The sequence below is a fragment of the Enterococcus sp. M-BR2 genome (assembly GCF_056612775.1).
Map to the genome: position 1 here is coordinate 2,397,026 of NZ_CM152743.1, position 16,632 is coordinate 2,413,657.

At 37.3% G+C, this 16,632-nt stretch carries 12 protein-coding genes and 1 pseudogene; 9 read left to right on the top strand and 4 right to left on the bottom strand.

What is annotated here, in order from left to right:
* Positions 1-224: 224 nt before the first annotated feature.
* Together AC1F25_RS11665 and AC1F25_RS11670 are read right to left on the bottom strand one after the other, a co-directional pair.
* A complete protein-coding gene (locus AC1F25_RS11665) occupies positions 225-1,919 on the bottom strand; it encodes an oleate hydratase (protein WP_151668768.1) in 1,695 nt (564 codons plus the stop codon).
* A 56-nt stretch (positions 1,920-1,975) separates the two neighbouring features.
* Positions 1,976-2,104 carry a hypothetical protein gene (locus AC1F25_RS11670; RefSeq protein WP_002287569.1) on the bottom strand — a complete coding sequence of 43 codons (129 nt, stop codon included), beginning with the start codon at positions 2,102-2,104 and terminating at the stop codon, positions 1,976-1,978.
* Positions 2,105-2,420: 316 nt separating this feature from the next.
* Here AC1F25_RS11670 and AC1F25_RS11675 point away from each other — a divergent pair, with 316 nt between their 5' ends.
* The 7 genes from AC1F25_RS11675 to AC1F25_RS11705 all read left to right on the top strand — a co-directional run bounded on the left by AC1F25_RS11675 (position 2,421) and on the right by AC1F25_RS11705 (position 9,732).
* Positions 2,421-2,618 (top strand): hypothetical protein, encoded by a 198-nt coding sequence (locus AC1F25_RS11675; protein WP_002310643.1) that lies wholly within the window; start codon positions 2,421-2,423, stop codon positions 2,616-2,618.
* Between the two features lie 8 nt (positions 2,619-2,626).
* A complete protein-coding gene (cas9, locus tag AC1F25_RS11680) occupies positions 2,627-6,649 on the top strand; it encodes a type II CRISPR RNA-guided endonuclease Cas9 (protein ID WP_138315015.1) in 4,023 nt (1,340 codons plus the stop codon).
* Positions 6,650-7,516: a type II CRISPR-associated endonuclease Cas1 gene (gene cas1, locus AC1F25_RS11685; RefSeq protein ID WP_002348338.1), complete on the top strand. Its 867-nt coding sequence runs from the start codon at positions 6,650-6,652 to the stop codon at positions 7,514-7,516.
* Positions 7,513-7,857: a CRISPR-associated endonuclease Cas2 gene (cas2, locus tag AC1F25_RS11690; RefSeq protein ID WP_479994128.1), complete on the top strand. Its 345-nt coding sequence runs from the start codon at positions 7,513-7,515 to the stop codon at positions 7,855-7,857. Before cas1 ends, cas2 begins: the two co-directional genes overlap by 4 nt.
* Positions 7,847-8,509, top strand: coding sequence for a type II-A CRISPR-associated protein Csn2 (gene csn2, locus AC1F25_RS11695; protein WP_025477066.1), 663 nt, complete (start codon positions 7,847-7,849; stop codon positions 8,507-8,509). The genes cas2 and csn2 overlap by 11 nt, the downstream gene beginning before the upstream one ends.
* Positions 8,510-9,004: 495 nt before the next feature.
* Positions 9,005-9,370, top strand: a complete 366-nt coding sequence (locus tag AC1F25_RS11700; protein ID WP_002310651.1) for a DUF1622 domain-containing protein — start codon at positions 9,005-9,007, stop codon at positions 9,368-9,370.
* A complete protein-coding gene (locus tag AC1F25_RS11705; protein WP_002292507.1) occupies positions 9,367-9,732 on the top strand; it encodes a DUF1622 domain-containing protein in 366 nt (121 codons plus the stop codon). Before AC1F25_RS11700 ends, AC1F25_RS11705 begins: the two co-directional genes overlap by 4 nt.
* 161 nt (positions 9,733-9,893) lie before the next feature.
* Here the strand turns inward: AC1F25_RS11705 and AC1F25_RS11710 are convergent.
* Positions 9,894-11,322, bottom strand: a pseudogene (locus tag AC1F25_RS11710) (helix-turn-helix domain-containing protein).
* A gap of 705 nt (positions 11,323-12,027) precedes the next feature.
* On the opposite strand from AC1F25_RS11710, the gene AC1F25_RS11715 reads away from it, so the two are divergent.
* Positions 12,028-14,580 (top strand): HAD-IC family P-type ATPase, encoded by a 2,553-nt coding sequence (locus AC1F25_RS11715; protein WP_479994129.1) that lies wholly within the window; start codon positions 12,028-12,030, stop codon positions 14,578-14,580.
* Between the two features lie 6 nt (positions 14,581-14,586).
* On the opposite strand, the gene mafR is transcribed toward AC1F25_RS11715, so the two are convergent.
* On the bottom strand, positions 14,587-16,026 hold the full coding sequence (gene mafR, locus AC1F25_RS11720; RefSeq protein WP_002310654.1) for a global transcriptional activator MafR: 1,440 nt from the start codon (positions 16,024-16,026) through the stop codon (positions 14,587-14,589).
* A 143-nt stretch (positions 16,027-16,169) separates the two neighbouring features.
* On the opposite strand from mafR, the gene AC1F25_RS11725 reads away from it, so the two are divergent.
* Positions 16,170-16,532 carry an MmcQ/YjbR family DNA-binding protein gene (locus AC1F25_RS11725; protein WP_002348321.1) on the top strand — a complete coding sequence of 121 codons (363 nt, stop codon included), beginning with the start codon at positions 16,170-16,172 and terminating at the stop codon, positions 16,530-16,532.
* The last annotated feature ends 100 nt before the right edge of the window (positions 16,533-16,632 follow it).

Sequence of the window (16,632 nt, forward strand, 5' to 3'; positions counted from 1 at the left end):
ACTCCTCGGTCACAAGTCACAATATTCATAAAACATAGGAAGCTATTTTTTGAAATTGTTCCTTGTGACTCGGAGCTGAACGGTAGGCTCACAACCTCTTGGTAAACGGTGTTCAAAAGCCAGTTTCTCGGTATTAAGCCAAATTTATGCAAAAATGTAGAAAGCCATTTCCCCAAAATTTTTCTTAATACTCGAAACTAAACGACTTTTTCACAACCTCCTGATTATTCAAACATTTTTTTTGCGGCACGAGCTAGAGTAGGGATGTCTTTGTCGTAACGCGGTGTTTTGACAAGACGGGACATAGGGATGCCCGCAAAATGGAAAGCAGCGATTTCTCCAGAACGTACAGCACTTTGTTCAGTAAAGATCATCTGATAAGGCTGCTCAACAAATTCTCCTGTAAAGGCCAGATTAGTTGAATGTTTAGGAATGACTTTTGGTCGATCACTTTTTGCACGGTTATTAAATAATGCGGAAGCATAAGGCATATAGACAGGGATATTATTTATTACGCTGTCGAAAATCTCTGTTTCTTTTTCACGAATATTCACTGGTCCAGGATCTACTTTTGAAAGTTGTCCAATCAGTTCTTCCAACATTTCTTTTCCGTTCATCTTAATATACTGTTTATCCACAAACTCGCCACGTCGTCTTGGATAAAGGAAATAACCCCAAATAACTGTTTCATTTGGTTTTTGAGACGTAAAATGCGGTTGATGATGCACGACGATAGACATATTGACATCTTTTTGGCCTAACGGCGTGATCGGTGTGGTTGAAATAAATGAATTCAAGGCATTTCCTGGTTCTTGAGTCGTGATACGGGTGATTTCATTCAACAACAAATGGTTTTTCGTCGTCAGGGTAAAGCTGACCCATTCGCTCGCATCTCGATCCGCGAAAAATTTATCGGGATTTCCTAAGTTATAGAAACGTTCGCTGGCTTTTTTCCAGAGACTAGAAGCTGCACCATAATCCATATTTTCTACAGCTGGTGTTTCGTAATCTCCCAAAGTAGCTGAATCTGTAATGGAACCATTCGTGAAAATGACCGCTGTATCTTCATCTACCGTGACATGTTCCTCTTCCTGAGTCAATGTATTGGTCATTTTCAAACCAGTCACAGTGATTTCATCTTGCATCGGTGTTTCTTTGAATTCCCAGTCAGTGACACGGCGGTTCAAAATGATTTTGCATCCTTGTTCTTTCAAGTACTCGATCAAAGGAAGCATGATACTTTCGTACTGATTGTAACGTGTTCGATTGACGCCCACTAAATGTTCGATTTGAGTGAATTCATAAATCATTTGATGCATATAGCGACGCAATTCTTGAGCAGAACTACGTGTTCTGAAAGCAAATGTTGTTTCCCACATAAACCAGAAGTTTGTTTCAAAAAAGTGTGGATCATCTTTGAAATATTCTTCGATAGTGATATTGTCTAGTTTTTCTTCTTCTGAATCAGGCATGGCAATCAGTTTAGTCAGAAGAATACGGTCCTTGTTGTTGAAGCCCAGTTTTCCGCCGTCAATGATCCCTTTACCACCTTCCATCAAACGTGCTTTGTCAAAGGTACGGTGTTTTGCATCAAAATCTCTCGTATCTTCTTCAGCAGTCATTCCTGGCTCAGTAACAGAAGGTATTCGACTTAATAGATCCATCAAATCTACATAGGTACGGTAATTAAGCATACGACCGCCTCGAGCAATATAGCCTTTTTGGTTTTCTAATGGATGATTTTTATTCCAATATTCATCCACTACAGTGTCGGTCGGTGCACCATCATTTGAACCGTGATCATCCAATGAATAAAAGGCAATCTGATCCCCTTTCCATTTGCCTTCTTGAATCAAATAAACAGCCGCTGCCATATTGGCAATACCGGCACCAATCATTATTGCTTTACTTTTTCTCATTGTGATTCCTCCAATGTCTTCCAAGTATGTCCGTAGTGATTCAACGAAATAGGATGCTAGATGGATTCAAATTCATCATATAAATGACTGTCATCTTCGAATAGCCCTGTTTTTTTTCCTAGATATGCAGCGCCAAGGGCAAGCAAACCTAAACCGATGCCGACTTTGATTAATTTTTTACTCATGAAAAACGCCTCCTTGTTTTCTCTTTCTATATCCAAGGATAGTTCGTTTTTATGAGAATGCCAAATGATAGGGTGAGAAGAAAAAGGAAATTTTGACAAAAAAGAAGAAGTGTCTGAATGCCGTGTAAGAAAACAAGAAAATGGAAGAAGGAAAAAAGTAGAAAAAGACGTACAAAAAATAACAATAAATATTTTTGATGAATGATAAAACAACGTACAAAAAGTCTGAATAGCAGAAAAAAGTGAATCATATTAAAAAAATTATATGATATAATTTTAGTGAAAATGGTTTCCTGTCTGGCAAGAAGATGAAGGGATGATTTTGAAAAGCAAAGCACAAAAAAAGCGCCGAGAACAGCGCTGCTTTAAAAAAGCTGATGACGGACAAAGCCTTATTTTAACTTGCTATATTGATTTGAATGCTACCAATATATTTATTATAGCAAAAATCACAGCTTTTACAATAGGTGTTTTCGTTTTTTCAATTATGATGAGCTGTTGGATGAAAGGATGATTTAGCGCATGAAGAAAGAGTATACGATCGGATTAGATATCGGGACCAATTCCGTCGGGTGGTCCGTATTGACAGATGACTATCGACTGGTTTCCAAAAAGATGAAAGTAGCAGGAAATACAGAAAAGAGTAGCACGAAGAAAAACTTTTGGGGTGTTCGACTTTTTGACGAAGGCCAGACTGCCGAAGCAAGAAGAAGCAAGCGGACTGCGCGCAGGAGGTTAGCGAGACGCAGACAACGAATCCTTGAACTGCAAAAAATATTCGCACCAGAGATTTTAAAAATAGACGAACACTTTTTTGCTCGACTGAATGAAAGTTTTTTAGTCCTAGATGAAAAGAAACAGTCGAGACATCCGGTCTTTGCTACGATCAAGCAAGAAAAAAGCTACCATCAGACTTACCCGACGATCTATCATTTGAGACAAGCGCTAGCTGACTCTTCAGAGAAAGCGGACATCCGTCTCGTTTATTTAGCGATGGCTCATCTCTTGAAATATCGGGGACATTTTTTGATTGAGGGTGAATTAAATACGGAGAATTCCTCAGTGACAGAGACTTTTCGTCAATTTCTGAGCACATATAACCAGCAATTCAGCGAAGCAGACGACAAACAAACAGAAAAATTAGACGAAGCGGTCGATTGTTCTTTCGTTTTTACAGAAAAGATGTCGAAAACAAAAAAAGCAGAAACGCTCCTGAAATACTTTCCTCATGAAAAATCCAATGGTTATCTCAGTCAATTTATAAAATTAATGGTAGGGAATCAGGGGAATTTCAAAAATGTATTTGGATTAGAAGAAGAAGCAAAACTGCAATTTTCAAAAGAAACATATGAAGAAGACCTTGAAGAATTGTTAGAGAAAATCGGAGATGATTACATCGATCTTTTTGTCCAAGCGAAAAATGTTTATGATGCTGTCTTGTTATCTGAGATTCTTTCTGACAGCACGAAAAATACACGAGCGAAGCTTTCAGCAGGGATGATCAGACGCTATGACGCACATAAAGAAGACTTGGTCCTTCTGAAACGATTTGTGAAAGAGAATCTGCCGAAGAAATATCGCGCCTTATTTGGGGATAATTCAGTCAACGGATATGCAGGGTATATCGAAGGGCATGCGACACAAGAAGATTTCTATAAATTTGTCAAAAAAGAACTGACAGGTATCCGAGGCAGCGAGGTGTTCCTGACAAAGATCGAACAAGAGAATTTTTTGAGAAAACAGCGCACATTTGATAACGGTGTGATCCCGCATCAGATCCATTTGACCGAGCTGAGAGCAATTATTGCAAACCAGAAAAAGCATTATCCTTTTTTAAAAGAAGAACAAGAAAAGCTGGAAAGTTTATTGACCTTCAAGATACCGTATTATGTTGGTCCGTTAGCAAAAAAACAGGAAAATAGTCCATTTGCGTGGCTTATCAGAAAATCAGAGGAAAAGATCAAACCTTGGAACTTACCTGAAATAGTGGATATGGAGGGCTCTGCTGTCCGGTTTATCGAACGAATGATCAACACAGATATGTACATGCCACACAACAAGGTATTGCCAAAAAACAGCCTGTTGTATCAGAAATTTTCGATCTATAATGAGTTGACTAAAGTAAGATATCAAGACGAACGTGGTCAGATGAACTATTTTTCCAGCATAGAGAAGAAAGAAATCTTTCATGAATTGTTCGAAAAGAATCGAAAGGTAACCAAAAAAGATTTACAAGAATTCTTGTATTTGAAATACGATATCAAACACGCGGAACTGTCCGGCATCGAAAAAGCATTCAACGCTTCCTATACAACGTACCACGATTTTTTGACCATGAGTGAAAATAAAAGAGAAATGGAACAATGGCTGGAAGATCCTGAATTGGCATCAATGTTTGAAGAAATCATCAAAACGCTGACTGTTTTTGAGGATCGGGAAATGATTAAAACAAGGCTGAGTCATCATGAAGCGACTTTAGGTAAACACATAATCAAGAAACTTACAAAAAAACATTACACTGGTTGGGGTAGATTATCGAAAGAACTGATTCAAGGAATCCGAGACAAACAATCGAACAAAACAATCTTAGACTATTTGATCAATGATGACGATTTTCCTCATCATCGAAATCGTAACTTCATGCAGCTGATCAATGATGATAGTTTATCGTTCAAAAAAGAAATCAAAAAAGCACAAATGATCACAGACACAGAAAATCTGGAAGAAATTGTCAAAGAATTAACAGGCAGTCCGGCTATCAAAAAAGGTATCCTCCAAAGTTTGAAGATTGTAGATGAAATCGTTGGCATCATGGGCTATGAACCAGCAAACATCGTGGTCGAGATGGCCAGAGAAAATCAAACGACGGGCAGAGGACTCAAAAGTTCACGGCCGCGGTTGAAAGCTTTGGAAGAATCACTTAAAGATTTCGGCAGTCAATTGCTGAAAGAGTATCCGACCGATAACAGCTCCCTGCAAAAAGACCGATTATATCTCTATTATTTGCAGAATGGTCGAGACATGTATACAGGTGCGCCTTTAGATATCCATCGATTATCAGATTACGATATCGACCATATTATCCCAAGAAGCTTTACGACCGATAACTCAATCGATAACAAAGTTTTAGTTTCCTCAAAAGAAAATCGTCTGAAAAAAGACGATGTACCAAGTGAGAAAGTCGTGAAAAAAATGCGCAGTTTCTGGTACGACCTTTATTCGTCTAAGCTGATCAGTAAAAGAAAACTTGATAATCTGACAAAAATCAAATTGACGGAAGAAGACAAGGCAGGATTCATCAAACGGCAGTTGGTGGAAACGCGTCAGATTACCAAACACGTAGCCGGTATTTTACATCATCGGTTCAATAAAGCAGAAGACACAAATGAACAGATACGTAAAGTTCGGATCATCACGCTCAAATCTGCACTAGTCAGTCAATTCAGAAACCGTTTCGGGATCTATAAAGTACGTGAGATTAATGAATATCATCACGCACATGATGCATATCTGAACGGTGTGATCGCTCTTGCTCTTTTGAAGAAATATCCGCAACTAGCACCGGAATTCGTTTATGGCGAATATCTGAAGTTCAATGCGCATAAAGCAAACAAAGCGACGGTAAAAAAAGAATTTTATTCGAACATCATGAAATTTTTCGAAAGTGACACACCGGTTTGCGATGAAAATGGCGAGATTTTCTGGGACAAATCAAAAAGTATCGCACAGGTAAAAAAAGTCATCAATCACCACCATATGAATATCGTGAAAAAAACAGAAATTCAAAAAGGAGGCTTCTCAAAGGAAACAGTTGAGCCTAAAAAAGATTCTTCTAAGCTGTTACCTCGGAAAAACAACTGGGATCCAGCTAAATACGGCGGGTTAGGTAGCCCAAACGTTGCTTACACAGTCGCTTTCACTTATGAAAAAGGAAAAGCGCGCAAACGGACAAATGCGCTAGAAGGCATCACAATCATGGAGAGAGAAGCATTTGAACAATCCCCCGTTTTATTTTTGAAAAACAAAGGGTACGAACAGGCAGAAATTGAGATGAAATTGCCTAAGTACGCGCTATTTGAACTAGAAAACGGGCGTAAACGAATGGTCGCAAGCAATAAGGAAGCACAAAAAGCCAATTCATTTCTCTTGCCGGAGCATCTGGTCACACTTCTTTATCATGCAAAACAGTACGATGAGATTTCTCATAAAGAAAGTTTTGATTATGTGAATGAACACCACAAGGAGTTTTCAGAAGTGTTTGCCCGTGTCCTCGAATTTGCAGGGAAATATACCTTGGCAGAGAAAAATATTGAGAAACTGGAAAAAATTTACAAAGAAAACCAAACGGATGATCTAGCTAAACTAGCAAGTTCTTTTGTCAATCTCATGCAGTTCAATGCGATGGGCGCACCGGCTGATTTCAAATTTTTTGATGTGACGATTCCGCGAAAAAGGTACACTAGCTTGACTGAGATCTGGCAGTCAACGATTATTCATCAATCAATCACCGGATTATATGAAACTCGTATCAGGATGGGGAAATAAATGGGATGGCGCACAGTAGTGGTCAACACACATTCAAAATTAGCATACGTAAATAATCATTTGATTTTCAAAAATGCTGAAAAAACCGAACGTCTCCATCTGTCAGAAATTGATGTGCTGTTATTGGAAACCACAGATATCACTATCACAACGATGCTCTTGAAACGATTAGTCGATGAGAAAATACTCGTGTTGTTTTGTGATGACAAGCGACTTCCTGTTGCTAAGCTGTTGCCGTTCTACAGTAGACATGACAGCAGTTTGCAGTTAACGCGACAATTGGCGTGGTCTCCTGAAAAAAAGGGGCAGGTATGGACAGCAATTATTTCCCAGAAAATCCAGAACCAAAGCAATTTCTTGCAAAAGCAATCATTTACTGAAAAAGCAGAATCAATACAAGAATTGCACGAAGGTTTACTTGAATTTGACCCAACGAATCGCGAAGGCCATGCTGCAAGAATCTATTTTCAAACATTGTTCGGCACGAAGTTTACTCGTGAAGAAAACAATGAGATCAATGCAGGATTAGATTACGGATATACACTGTTGTTGAGCATGTTTGCCCGAGAAATCGTCAAAAATGGTTGCATGACACAATTTGGATTGAAACATGCGAATCAATTCAATGATTTTAATTTGGCTAGTGATTTCATGGAACCATTCCGACCGGTCATAGACGAGATTGTTTATCGCTACCGCAACTGCGAATTTCCTGTGATCAAGCGGCGTTTGTTTGATTTATTTACCAATAAATACAGTTATGGAAAAAAAGAAATGTTTCTTACCAACATCGTATCGGATTATACGAGTAAAGTAATCAAAGTATTGAATAACGAGACGGAAGGAGTCCCTCAATTTCGGATATGAGTTATCGTTATATGAGAATGATTTTAATGTTTGATATGCCTACTGAAACAGCCGATGAACGAAAAGCATACAGGAAATTCAGAAAATTTTTATTGAGCGAAGGATTCATCATGCATCAGTTTTCCGTGTACAGTAAATTGTTGCTGAATCCTACAGCTAGCCAAGCGATGCTGAAACGATTAAAAAGCAGTAACCCTAAAAAAGGATTTGTCACACTACTCACGGTAACGGAAAAACAATTCGCGCGTATGGTTTATTTGAGCGGGGAAAGAGATACAAGTGTGGCTAATTCGGATAAGCGAGTCATTTATCTAGGGGAGGACGAAGATGCTGAATCTTAATTTTCCATTATTGGAACAGCCTCTGTCACTGGAAAAAGCTACATTTTTAATCGTAGAAGATGTCACTGTGTTTGCAAAAATCGTGAAATGGTTCTATCAGTACAGTGAATCCCATGAACTAAAGCTGTTCAACGATAAATACAAAGAATTAAAAGAGTCAGATTTACTGATTATCACAGATGTTTTAGGTTTTGACATCAATTCGGCATCGACTTTAAAATTGATCTACGCAGATTTGGAGCGCCAGCTCAATGAAAAAGTAGAAGTGAAATCAATGATTGATAAACTGACAGCGACAATCAGTGAGCTGATCGGGTACGAGTTGTTGGATCACGAACTCGATTTAGAAGGAGACGAGATCACGGTCTTGGAATTATTCAAAGCATTGGGTATCAAGATCGAGACAAGAAGTGATACTATTTTTGAGAAATTACTTGAGTTGCTTCAGGTTTATAAATACTTGTCTAAGAAAAAATTATTGGTTTTGATCAATGTGTGTTCCTATCTCACGGAAGAAGAAATAAGCGAAGTGCAAGATTATATTTCGTTATATCATATGGAAGTGCTATTTGTAGAGCCGCGTTCGATCAAAGGGATAAAACAATTTGTCTTGGATAAAGACTATTTCTTGAACTTGGAAAACATGGTATAATGGTAAAAAAGAGAAGCGTTCAAAGCTGAAGTTTTGCTATGAACGAGTAGCGTGATTATGAAACATTGACGGAAAAATTTTTTCTGCGAGGTTTTAGAGCTATGCTGATTTGAATGCTTCCAAAACAAAAAGATTATGAAGTATATGAGGAAGTTCGTTTTAGAGCTATGCTGATTTGAATGCTTCCAAAACTACTGGTAAAACTATTGCTCAGAATATTGAGTTTTAGAGCTATGCTGATTTGAATGCTTCCAAAACCAAAGAAATAATTGCAGAAGTCCAAAAGCTGTTTTAGAGCTATGCTGATTTGAATACTACTCTAGCAAAAACAGCCTTGCACTTATCGAAAGAGGATTAGTGTCAAGGGTGTTTTTCATATGAGTGGACGGAATTATCTGTTTTCTTTTACAATTGATAATAGATACTTTGCTGTATAGTCAGTAGCTGATATAAAAGTATCGGCTCTTAAATGGAAAAAAGATAGGTGGCGACGCAATGTTTAACACACAATTGATCGGTTATTTAGAATGGATCATTGCTATTTTAAATATTTGTTCTATCGGTATCTTAATTGCTGGGATCGTTCTTGTTCTATTCAAACTTTTTGATTGGTCTCATGTCAAGAAAAACTATGCAGAACGTAATGCTCGTAATGCAGATACAAGAAAACTGTTAGCAAGTTATATTTTGTTAAGCTTGGAAGTACTAGTCGTTGCTGATATCATCGAGTCAGTTATCAAGCCGACTTGGACAGATATTTTGAAGCTTGCACTTATTATTATCATTCGAACAGTCATTTCTTATTTCTTGAATCAGGAAATAGAAGACAAAGAGAAACAAAGAAGAGGAGAGGTAGGATGACGACAGAGTTGATGCAGTTTCTTCTTCCATATTTTGAAAAACTTGTACTGGGACTTGATATTTTTGCTATCTGTTTATTGATTTGGGGAGTTTGTCTGTCGATTAAGGATTTCTTGAAATACTTATTTGTCCATACAGAAGCGAAAAACGACCGAGTCAGCGAGAACAATGCTATTAAAAAGATGTTAGGAGGCTATATACTTCTAAGTTTGGAAATTCTTGTTTCAGCTGGGATCATCGAATCGATTATCAAGCCTACTTTGCAGGATATTTTCCAACTAGCTGCATTGGTAGTTATCCGAACGATCATTTCTTATTTTTTAAATAAAGAAATCGGGCCAGTAGACGTTCCAAATAAGTGAGGTTATGAGCCCGCTGTTTATCGAGAGGTTGTTAAGAAGTGGGCAGATTCAAGGAATGAGAAGAAATTTACGAAAATTTCGGCTTATTTCCGAAGAAGTTACTTTTGGAATATTGTTTACTCAGAATAAGAGGCTGTGACATGATGTTTTGTCACAGCCTCTTATTTATTTTGCACAGCTGAAACGATTGCTCGTTCGATCGTATTGATTGAAATAGGAATAATATTCTCATATTGGACTGCATCCGGTGTATATAATGTACGTTCACATAACACTCGGTTCGAGGATTGCTGTGCATACTTCTTTATATCAGATATACTTGCATAAATTGTTGGTGCAACTTGAAAATCAAAAATAGTTACAGCTTCCAAGGCTTCCCGATAAATCAGATAATGAACATCCGAATTTGTGACGATATAGATAGTCAGACGTTCTTTTGTCAGACGGAGAATTCCACTTAATTCGATGACAAAAGCTCGCATGCAATTAGGATTAAACCGTAGATCATAAGGTAGTCGTTTGGCCCAACTGGAAAAAAGAGTTTGGACTTCTTTATACAAATTTGTCTGTTCCTCATTTAGAAGATAAAATTTTTCTGGCATGAATAATTGATAGTTATCCCAAGCCGAACGCATCAGATGAATCAGCGCACGTTCAAATGGCTGATTCCCGAATAATTCTTGATGGAAATGAGTTTCAAAGATAGCAACTAGTTCTTTTATTTCGGGAGTATTGTCAATAAACACTTGGTGTAGCTGTTGAAAATCTTCCGCAATCAACTGATAAGAATGGAAACCATAATTACAAAGATTGAACAGTGTCAAAATAAAGGCAAATTCTTCTTTTTTATAATAGGTTTGGAAATCAGTGGTTTCCCATGCTGACTCGACATAATTGTAAATAGGACGTTTTTTGATTTCTTCGATAAATGTTGGATCTATTGTCACAGTACATAACTGTTGGCGTAAGAAACTAATAGCAAAACCAATCGATAAGATTTCTTTATTTTCTTTATCATAAAATCTACCGCTATTCTCCGTTACAGATTCAATGAAACGATCCGCACGTTCAAAAAATGATTCAGGTAGCTCCCAGGACTTAAAGCTGCCTAAACGATAAGCCACATTAAGAAGCAACAGACGTCTTTCCATTTTAGTGAATCGAGGGGAGTAGCGGTCGATTTCGATCCCACAATCATGAAAATAAGCCAATACTTGTTTTTTTTAAGGAGTAAGCTTTGCTGACAGAGATGAATTCACACTCAGTTAGTTGGAGATAATCAGGTTCATTTTCTTCCAAATAAAGCAGGCAAGTTTTTAAAAACAACGAATTTTGGGTCAATTGCTGCATGATCTTACATCGAGGTATATGTTCTGAAAAATATAAAGTGTAACAATCTTTTTCTCGATGCGTATAAACAATTTGTTCTTCAAATTCTTTTTTTATGTTATTGATATCATTGAGTAAAGTGGTTTTGCAAACATGTAGAAGATAGGAGAGCTTTTCTAGATTGACTTCTTTATTTACATAGAATTGCCCACATAAAAACAGCTGTCTCAAAATATTCTTCTCAATATATTCTTCAATCATAGTAAAGCCTCCATCTTGTATTTTTTTGCACAATATGGAAAACATTATGACATGTTTTCTTTTTGAAATCATCAGTTAATTTCTAAAAAAGCCTTTAAAACCCGTTAATAAAAGATTTTTATGTTATAAAAATTGAAAAATAAATATTTTCATTAGAAAATAGATTGTGAATTTTTAACAATTAAACGGAATGCAAATACAGTTGATGAATGAATGATAGTCATTTAAGTTATTTGTTCGTTTTTTTTAGACTATCCATTTTAGAAGTCTGATTTATTAAAAAATTGTTCGTTTTTCCACGTGCAATTATCAGAAAAATCCGACTTTATTTATTTTTGTTTGAAATATTCTACGTGAATCTGATGTTATAAAAAAAATTTTCTCATTTTTGGCGCTATAGTGAAGAGGTGTTACAGATAAGCACATGTATCTGCGAGACATTGACAAACGAAATATGGAGGGAAGAAACATAATGGAAAATAGACAACTGGTTATTCTGGCAAATTAGTTGTATTCCCCCTGTTTTCCATCTATTTTTCCCACGAGATAAGTGCCGTTATCCTATAAGAGGCAACAAGCGACAATCTAATATTTATGTTTTTTGCTCGGCAAAACGAATTATTTCAGACTTCCCTGAAATAATCGATACGCCTGAAAAATCTTCCTACGTATAATAAAAGTATCAATTAAGTAGGAGGAGATAGGATGAACTGGTACAAATTGACGGTAGAAGATACATTGAAAAACCATCAAACATCAACAGAAGGGTTGTCGCAAGAAGAACGGCAGAAACGCCTGACTGATCAAGGATATAATGAGATAGAAGCAAGACAGCAGACAAAACGATGGAAAAAAATAGCAAAACACTTTACTGATCTGCTGATGATCGTGTTGATCATTGCCTCTTTTTTGAAATTTGCTTCGAGCGAATACATCGAAGGAAGTATTATTTTATTCGTAGTGATCGTCAACGGACTCGTTAGTTATTGGCAAGAAAGAAAAGCAGAAGAATCGTTGAATGGTTTGAAGCAGCTGATGGAACAAGAAGCGATAGTACTATCGAACGGGATGCAAGTAAAAATCCCTGCGAAAGAACTAGTAAAAGGAGATGTCATTGTCTTACGTGCCGGATATGTCGTTCCAGCAGATGTTCGGTTGATCGAAGTACATGATCTACTAGTAGAAGAATCGATTTTGACGGGAGAATCAGAAGCATCTGAAAAAAATCATTCCGTTTTGGCAGCAGAAGAATCAATCGGTGACCAGAAAAATATGGCTTTTTCAGGAACACTTGTACAATTTGGTTCTGCAGTCGGTGTCGTTGTAGAAACAGGAAACACGACAGAAATCGGTAAAATCAATCAAGCACTGCAATCGGTCGAACAACAAACGACGCCTCTGATCAAAAAGATCAACCGATTGAACAAACAAATTTTTCAAGGCATTCTTTGTTTAATCTTGTTCTTAGTTGTTTTTACAACATTCCGCTATGGCATGGATTGGCATATCCTTCTTTCAGCTATGATCGCTTTGGTGGTGTCAATGGTACCCGAAGGATTACCAGCTGTTTTGACCATGATCCTATCCGTTGGAGTACATGAAATGGCAAAAGAAAAGGCGATCATCAAAGGACTTCCTTCGGTAGAAACATTAGGTTCTATGACAGTGATCTGTTCAGATAAGACAGGGACATTGACAAAAAATGAAATGACAGTTGTGGATGTAGCAGCAAAAGAAGAAACTCGCGTACTGTCTATTATGAAAAATTGTCAGGAATTAAAGACGAAAGAAGAACAGAAAATAGAAAATTTAAGTGGCAATCCGACAGAACTTGCACTGATTCGACACACAGAAACAGCCAATCTGCCTTTGAAAAAAATAGAAGCAAAGATTCCGTTCAGCTCTGAATACAAATATATGGCAACGATGCATACGGAGGAAAAAGGAACGGTGATTTACGTCAAAGGTGCGCCAGAAGTATTATTGGCTAAATCAACTCTTTCTTATTCAGAACAAGAAGCATGGGGTCAAACAGCCACAGCGTTTGCGAAAAAAGGTCAGCGTGTTTTAGGATTTGCTTACAAAAAAGTAGATTCGAAACAGGAACTCACGCATGAGTCTTTAACCCAATTAACTTTTGCAGGGATTGCCGGGTTGATTGATCCGCCAAAAGAAAGTGCAGTCAAAGCTGTAAAGGAATGCCAACAAGCAGGGATCTCAGTGAAAATGATTACAGGGGATCACAAAGATACAGCAAAAGCAATCGCGGAACAAATTGGCTTAAAACATACTGCTAAAGTTTTAGAAGGAATCGATTTGGATCTTATGTCTGAAGAAGAGTTGACTCGACAAGTACCAAAAGTCGATGTCTTTGCTCGAACGACACCAGAACACAAACTGCGAATCGTGAAAGCTTTGCAGAAAAATGGAGAAATCGTCGGAATGACCGGAGACGGCGTAAATGATGCACCTGCTTTGAAAAGAGCCGATATAGGAATCGCTATGGGAATCAAAGGTAGTGAAGTAAGCAAACAGGCAGCTGATATGGTTTTAGGAGATGATAATTTCCATACGATTGCAAAAGCCGTAAAAGAAGGTCGGCGCATTTTGGATAACTTGCAAAAGACCATCAATTTCTTCTTACCAACTGCATTAGCTCAAGGATTGATTTTGATTTGGGCGCTGATACTGAATCGCCCGCTACCTTTGTCCCCAGTACAGATTTTATGGGTCAATATGGTAACGACAATCACTTTATCTTATGCATTAGGGTTCGAGTCGCCAGATCCAGAAATCATGAAGCGTCCACCGAGAGATCCAAAGCAAGGAATCCTATCTGGTTATCATTTGTTTCGGATCATCTATGTCGCACTACTGATCATGGTTCCTGCCTATTTATTGGCTATGCAATTTGAAGGGCAAAGCTTACAGCAAACCATTCTTCTGCAAAATATCGTCTTAGCTCAAGCTGTTTACATGATCAATTGCAGAGAGTTGTCCAAGCCGTCACTGAACCAAGGTCTTTTGCAAAACAAATCGCTTTTTCTTTCATTAGGTATCCTTGCTTTATTGCAGGGGATGGTTATTTTTCTGCCAATCGGTCAGCAGCTGATCGGTACAGTAAGTTTAACGATGACACAACAGTTATTGATTGGGGCAAATGTGATTCTTCTATTCTTAGTTGTAGAAATAGAAAAAGGGATCATGAATAAACTGTTTCGCAAAAAAGAAAAAACAGCTAGAGAATTCAGTCGCTAGCCGTTACTATAAAAAAGTTTTGAAAGTGAGTTCAGTCAAACGATTGAGCTCATTTTTCGTTGGAATAGAAGAAATGTATACAATAGGGATATCTAGAGAATCCAACGGGAAATTGGAAATCAAGATATCTGTTTTTTCAAAAGAAATAGTGGAAAGATCGGTTAGTTCGATAGGTAAGAAGCAGACACGTTTTCCCAAGTAATCTTTTAATTCCTGCTGCAAGAACGCCTTCCATGAAGGTTCTCCTTGGAAAATAAAATAGACATTGAACAAATTCGGTTTGATAGAAAAAATCGTTTGTTGGATCAGTAAAGACAAGAGTTGAAGAAAGTAATTTGGTTCATTGATTTCCATTTCTTTTTTTAGATCGTTCAGTAAATTCTCTTTCTGCTGATACAAGTGTGCATATTGCTGATCATACGTCTCTAAAAAACGATGGTATTGGCGTTCCAAAGGTTCGATCAGTATTGGCGATTCATGATATTTTAATACGAGGAGAGCCAAGTTATCAGTCAGAGATGTTTTTTTTAGTTGATCAAGAGACAGCTCTGAAGCTAGTTCCTCTACAAACGTTTCGAGGACCTCTAAAAATGGAGAATGATGCAGGCAGCGAGCGATTTCTTGTCCATAGTTATTGTTGTAATTCCAACTTTCCAGAAAGCAGAAAGAAGCAAAAGAAAGCTCAGTGTCTTTAAGGTAAATACCTTCCTTTAAATACAATTTTTTCAATGCAGAGTCATACAGGGAGGAGAGTGTGCTGTTGATATGGATAGAAGAATCTAACCGGCAATTCGCTTTTATACGGATCGTATTGATAAAGAACCAACATGTTCCGAAAATCTCTTCTGTTTCAACAGCTAGTTCAGTTTGACTGAGGTTTCTTAAAAATTGAAAATAATGGGATTCATGGATTGAATAATCCTCGAAAAAATAGTTGTTATGAGTGAAAGGAATCAGCAATCGATGATAGAAAGTACGAATCGCACGCTCTTTTCCAAGAATACAAGCTGTATATTTCGTCAAATCGATCTGCAAGTCGTAACTTGCTAAACGCTGATTGATTTTAGTCACATGTCTTTTCAATGTCCCATAAGAAAGCCCATGATCCGCTAGAAAATCAGGGACAGCAACTTTTTTTGTAAAAAGCAGATTTTTCAGCAGTTCGACACTGACTGATTGTTTGAAAAAAATCTCCCAAAGGTCATTTGTTAATAAATTTTGCTGGTTTTGCAAACTGATTCCTGCTTGATCGCTGAAGATGTCCCAGCCTTCGGGCAGATGAGAGCGAATAGATTGAAGGTCAGAAAAAATCGTTCGTTCGGTTGTCCCTATGATTTCAGCTAATTCATTTACGGTTATCTTTGTATGATTCAGCAATTGTTCGACTAAAGAAACATGACGTCGAATATCTTTTTCGGTAATGATTTTTTTCATTAGTGAATACATAAATCAGACTCCCTTCTATTCTAAGAATACGGAGAAAATAAACGGTGGTCAAGTTTCATCTGATCTTTCAACCAGTATTCATTTTTCTATTCTTACGTGGTATCTTTGAATAAAGAGAATCAATAAGAAAGAGATGGAAGCAGATGCTAACGAAAAAAGAATTAATCGATCACATCGATGAAACATACAATTTGTCTCCAGAATATATTTTTAAAAAATTTCCTGATTATTGCGTATTCAGACATCAAAAAAGCAAAAAATGGTTTGGGGTCCTGATGTCTGTTCCAGAAGAAAAAATCTATGATGATGCAAGTGACCATAGGATCATCGATATCCTTGATTTGAAGGTCGATCCTGAACTTGGCGGTATTTTGCGAGGAAAAGAGGGGTATTTTCCAGCCTATCACATGAATAAAGAACATTGGATCTCTGTTGATCTACGTAAAATAGAAAAACTAGATGAACTAGCAGGTTTGATTGATGAAAGTTTCAAATCAACGCAATGAATGTATAGGACAATAGAGAAGAGGTTGTGACAGAAGTGTTTAGCTTCAAGAAATAAGAAGGAATTTACGAAAATAGCTTCTCAAATTTTTGGGAAATTTG

What these genes read in the sequence shown, in the direction of transcription:
- AC1F25_RS11665 (WP_151668768.1), bottom strand. Translation starts at nt 1,919, where the DNA reads ATGAGAAAAAGTAAAGCAATAATGATTGGTGCCGGTATTGCCAATATG.
- AC1F25_RS11670 (WP_002287569.1), bottom strand. Translation starts at nt 2,104, where the DNA reads ATGAGTAAAAAATTAATCAAAGTCGGCATCGGTTTAGGTTTGCTTGCC.
- AC1F25_RS11675 (WP_002310643.1), top strand. Translation starts at nt 2,421, where the DNA reads ATGATTTTGAAAAGCAAAGCACAAAAAAAGCGCCGAGAACAGCGCTGC.
- cas9 (WP_138315015.1), top strand. Translation starts at nt 2,627, where the DNA reads ATGAAGAAAGAGTATACGATCGGATTAGATATCGGGACCAATTCCGTC.
- cas1 (WP_002348338.1), top strand. Translation starts at nt 6,650, where the DNA reads ATGGGATGGCGCACAGTAGTGGTCAACACACATTCAAAATTAGCATAC.
- cas2 (WP_479994128.1), top strand. Translation starts at nt 7,513, where the DNA reads ATGAGTTATCGTTATATGAGAATGATTTTAATGTTTGATATGCCTACT.
- AC1F25_RS11700 (WP_002310651.1), top strand. Translation starts at nt 9,005, where the DNA reads ATGTTTAACACACAATTGATCGGTTATTTAGAATGGATCATTGCTATT.
- AC1F25_RS11705 (WP_002292507.1), top strand. Translation starts at nt 9,367, where the DNA reads ATGACGACAGAGTTGATGCAGTTTCTTCTTCCATATTTTGAAAAACTT.
- AC1F25_RS11715 (WP_479994129.1), top strand. Translation starts at nt 12,028, where the DNA reads ATGAACTGGTACAAATTGACGGTAGAAGATACATTGAAAAACCATCAA.
- mafR (WP_002310654.1), bottom strand. Translation starts at nt 16,026, where the DNA reads ATGTATTCACTAATGAAAAAAATCATTACCGAAAAAGATATTCGACGT.
- AC1F25_RS11725 (WP_002348321.1), top strand. Translation starts at nt 16,170, where the DNA reads ATGCTAACGAAAAAAGAATTAATCGATCACATCGATGAAACATACAAT.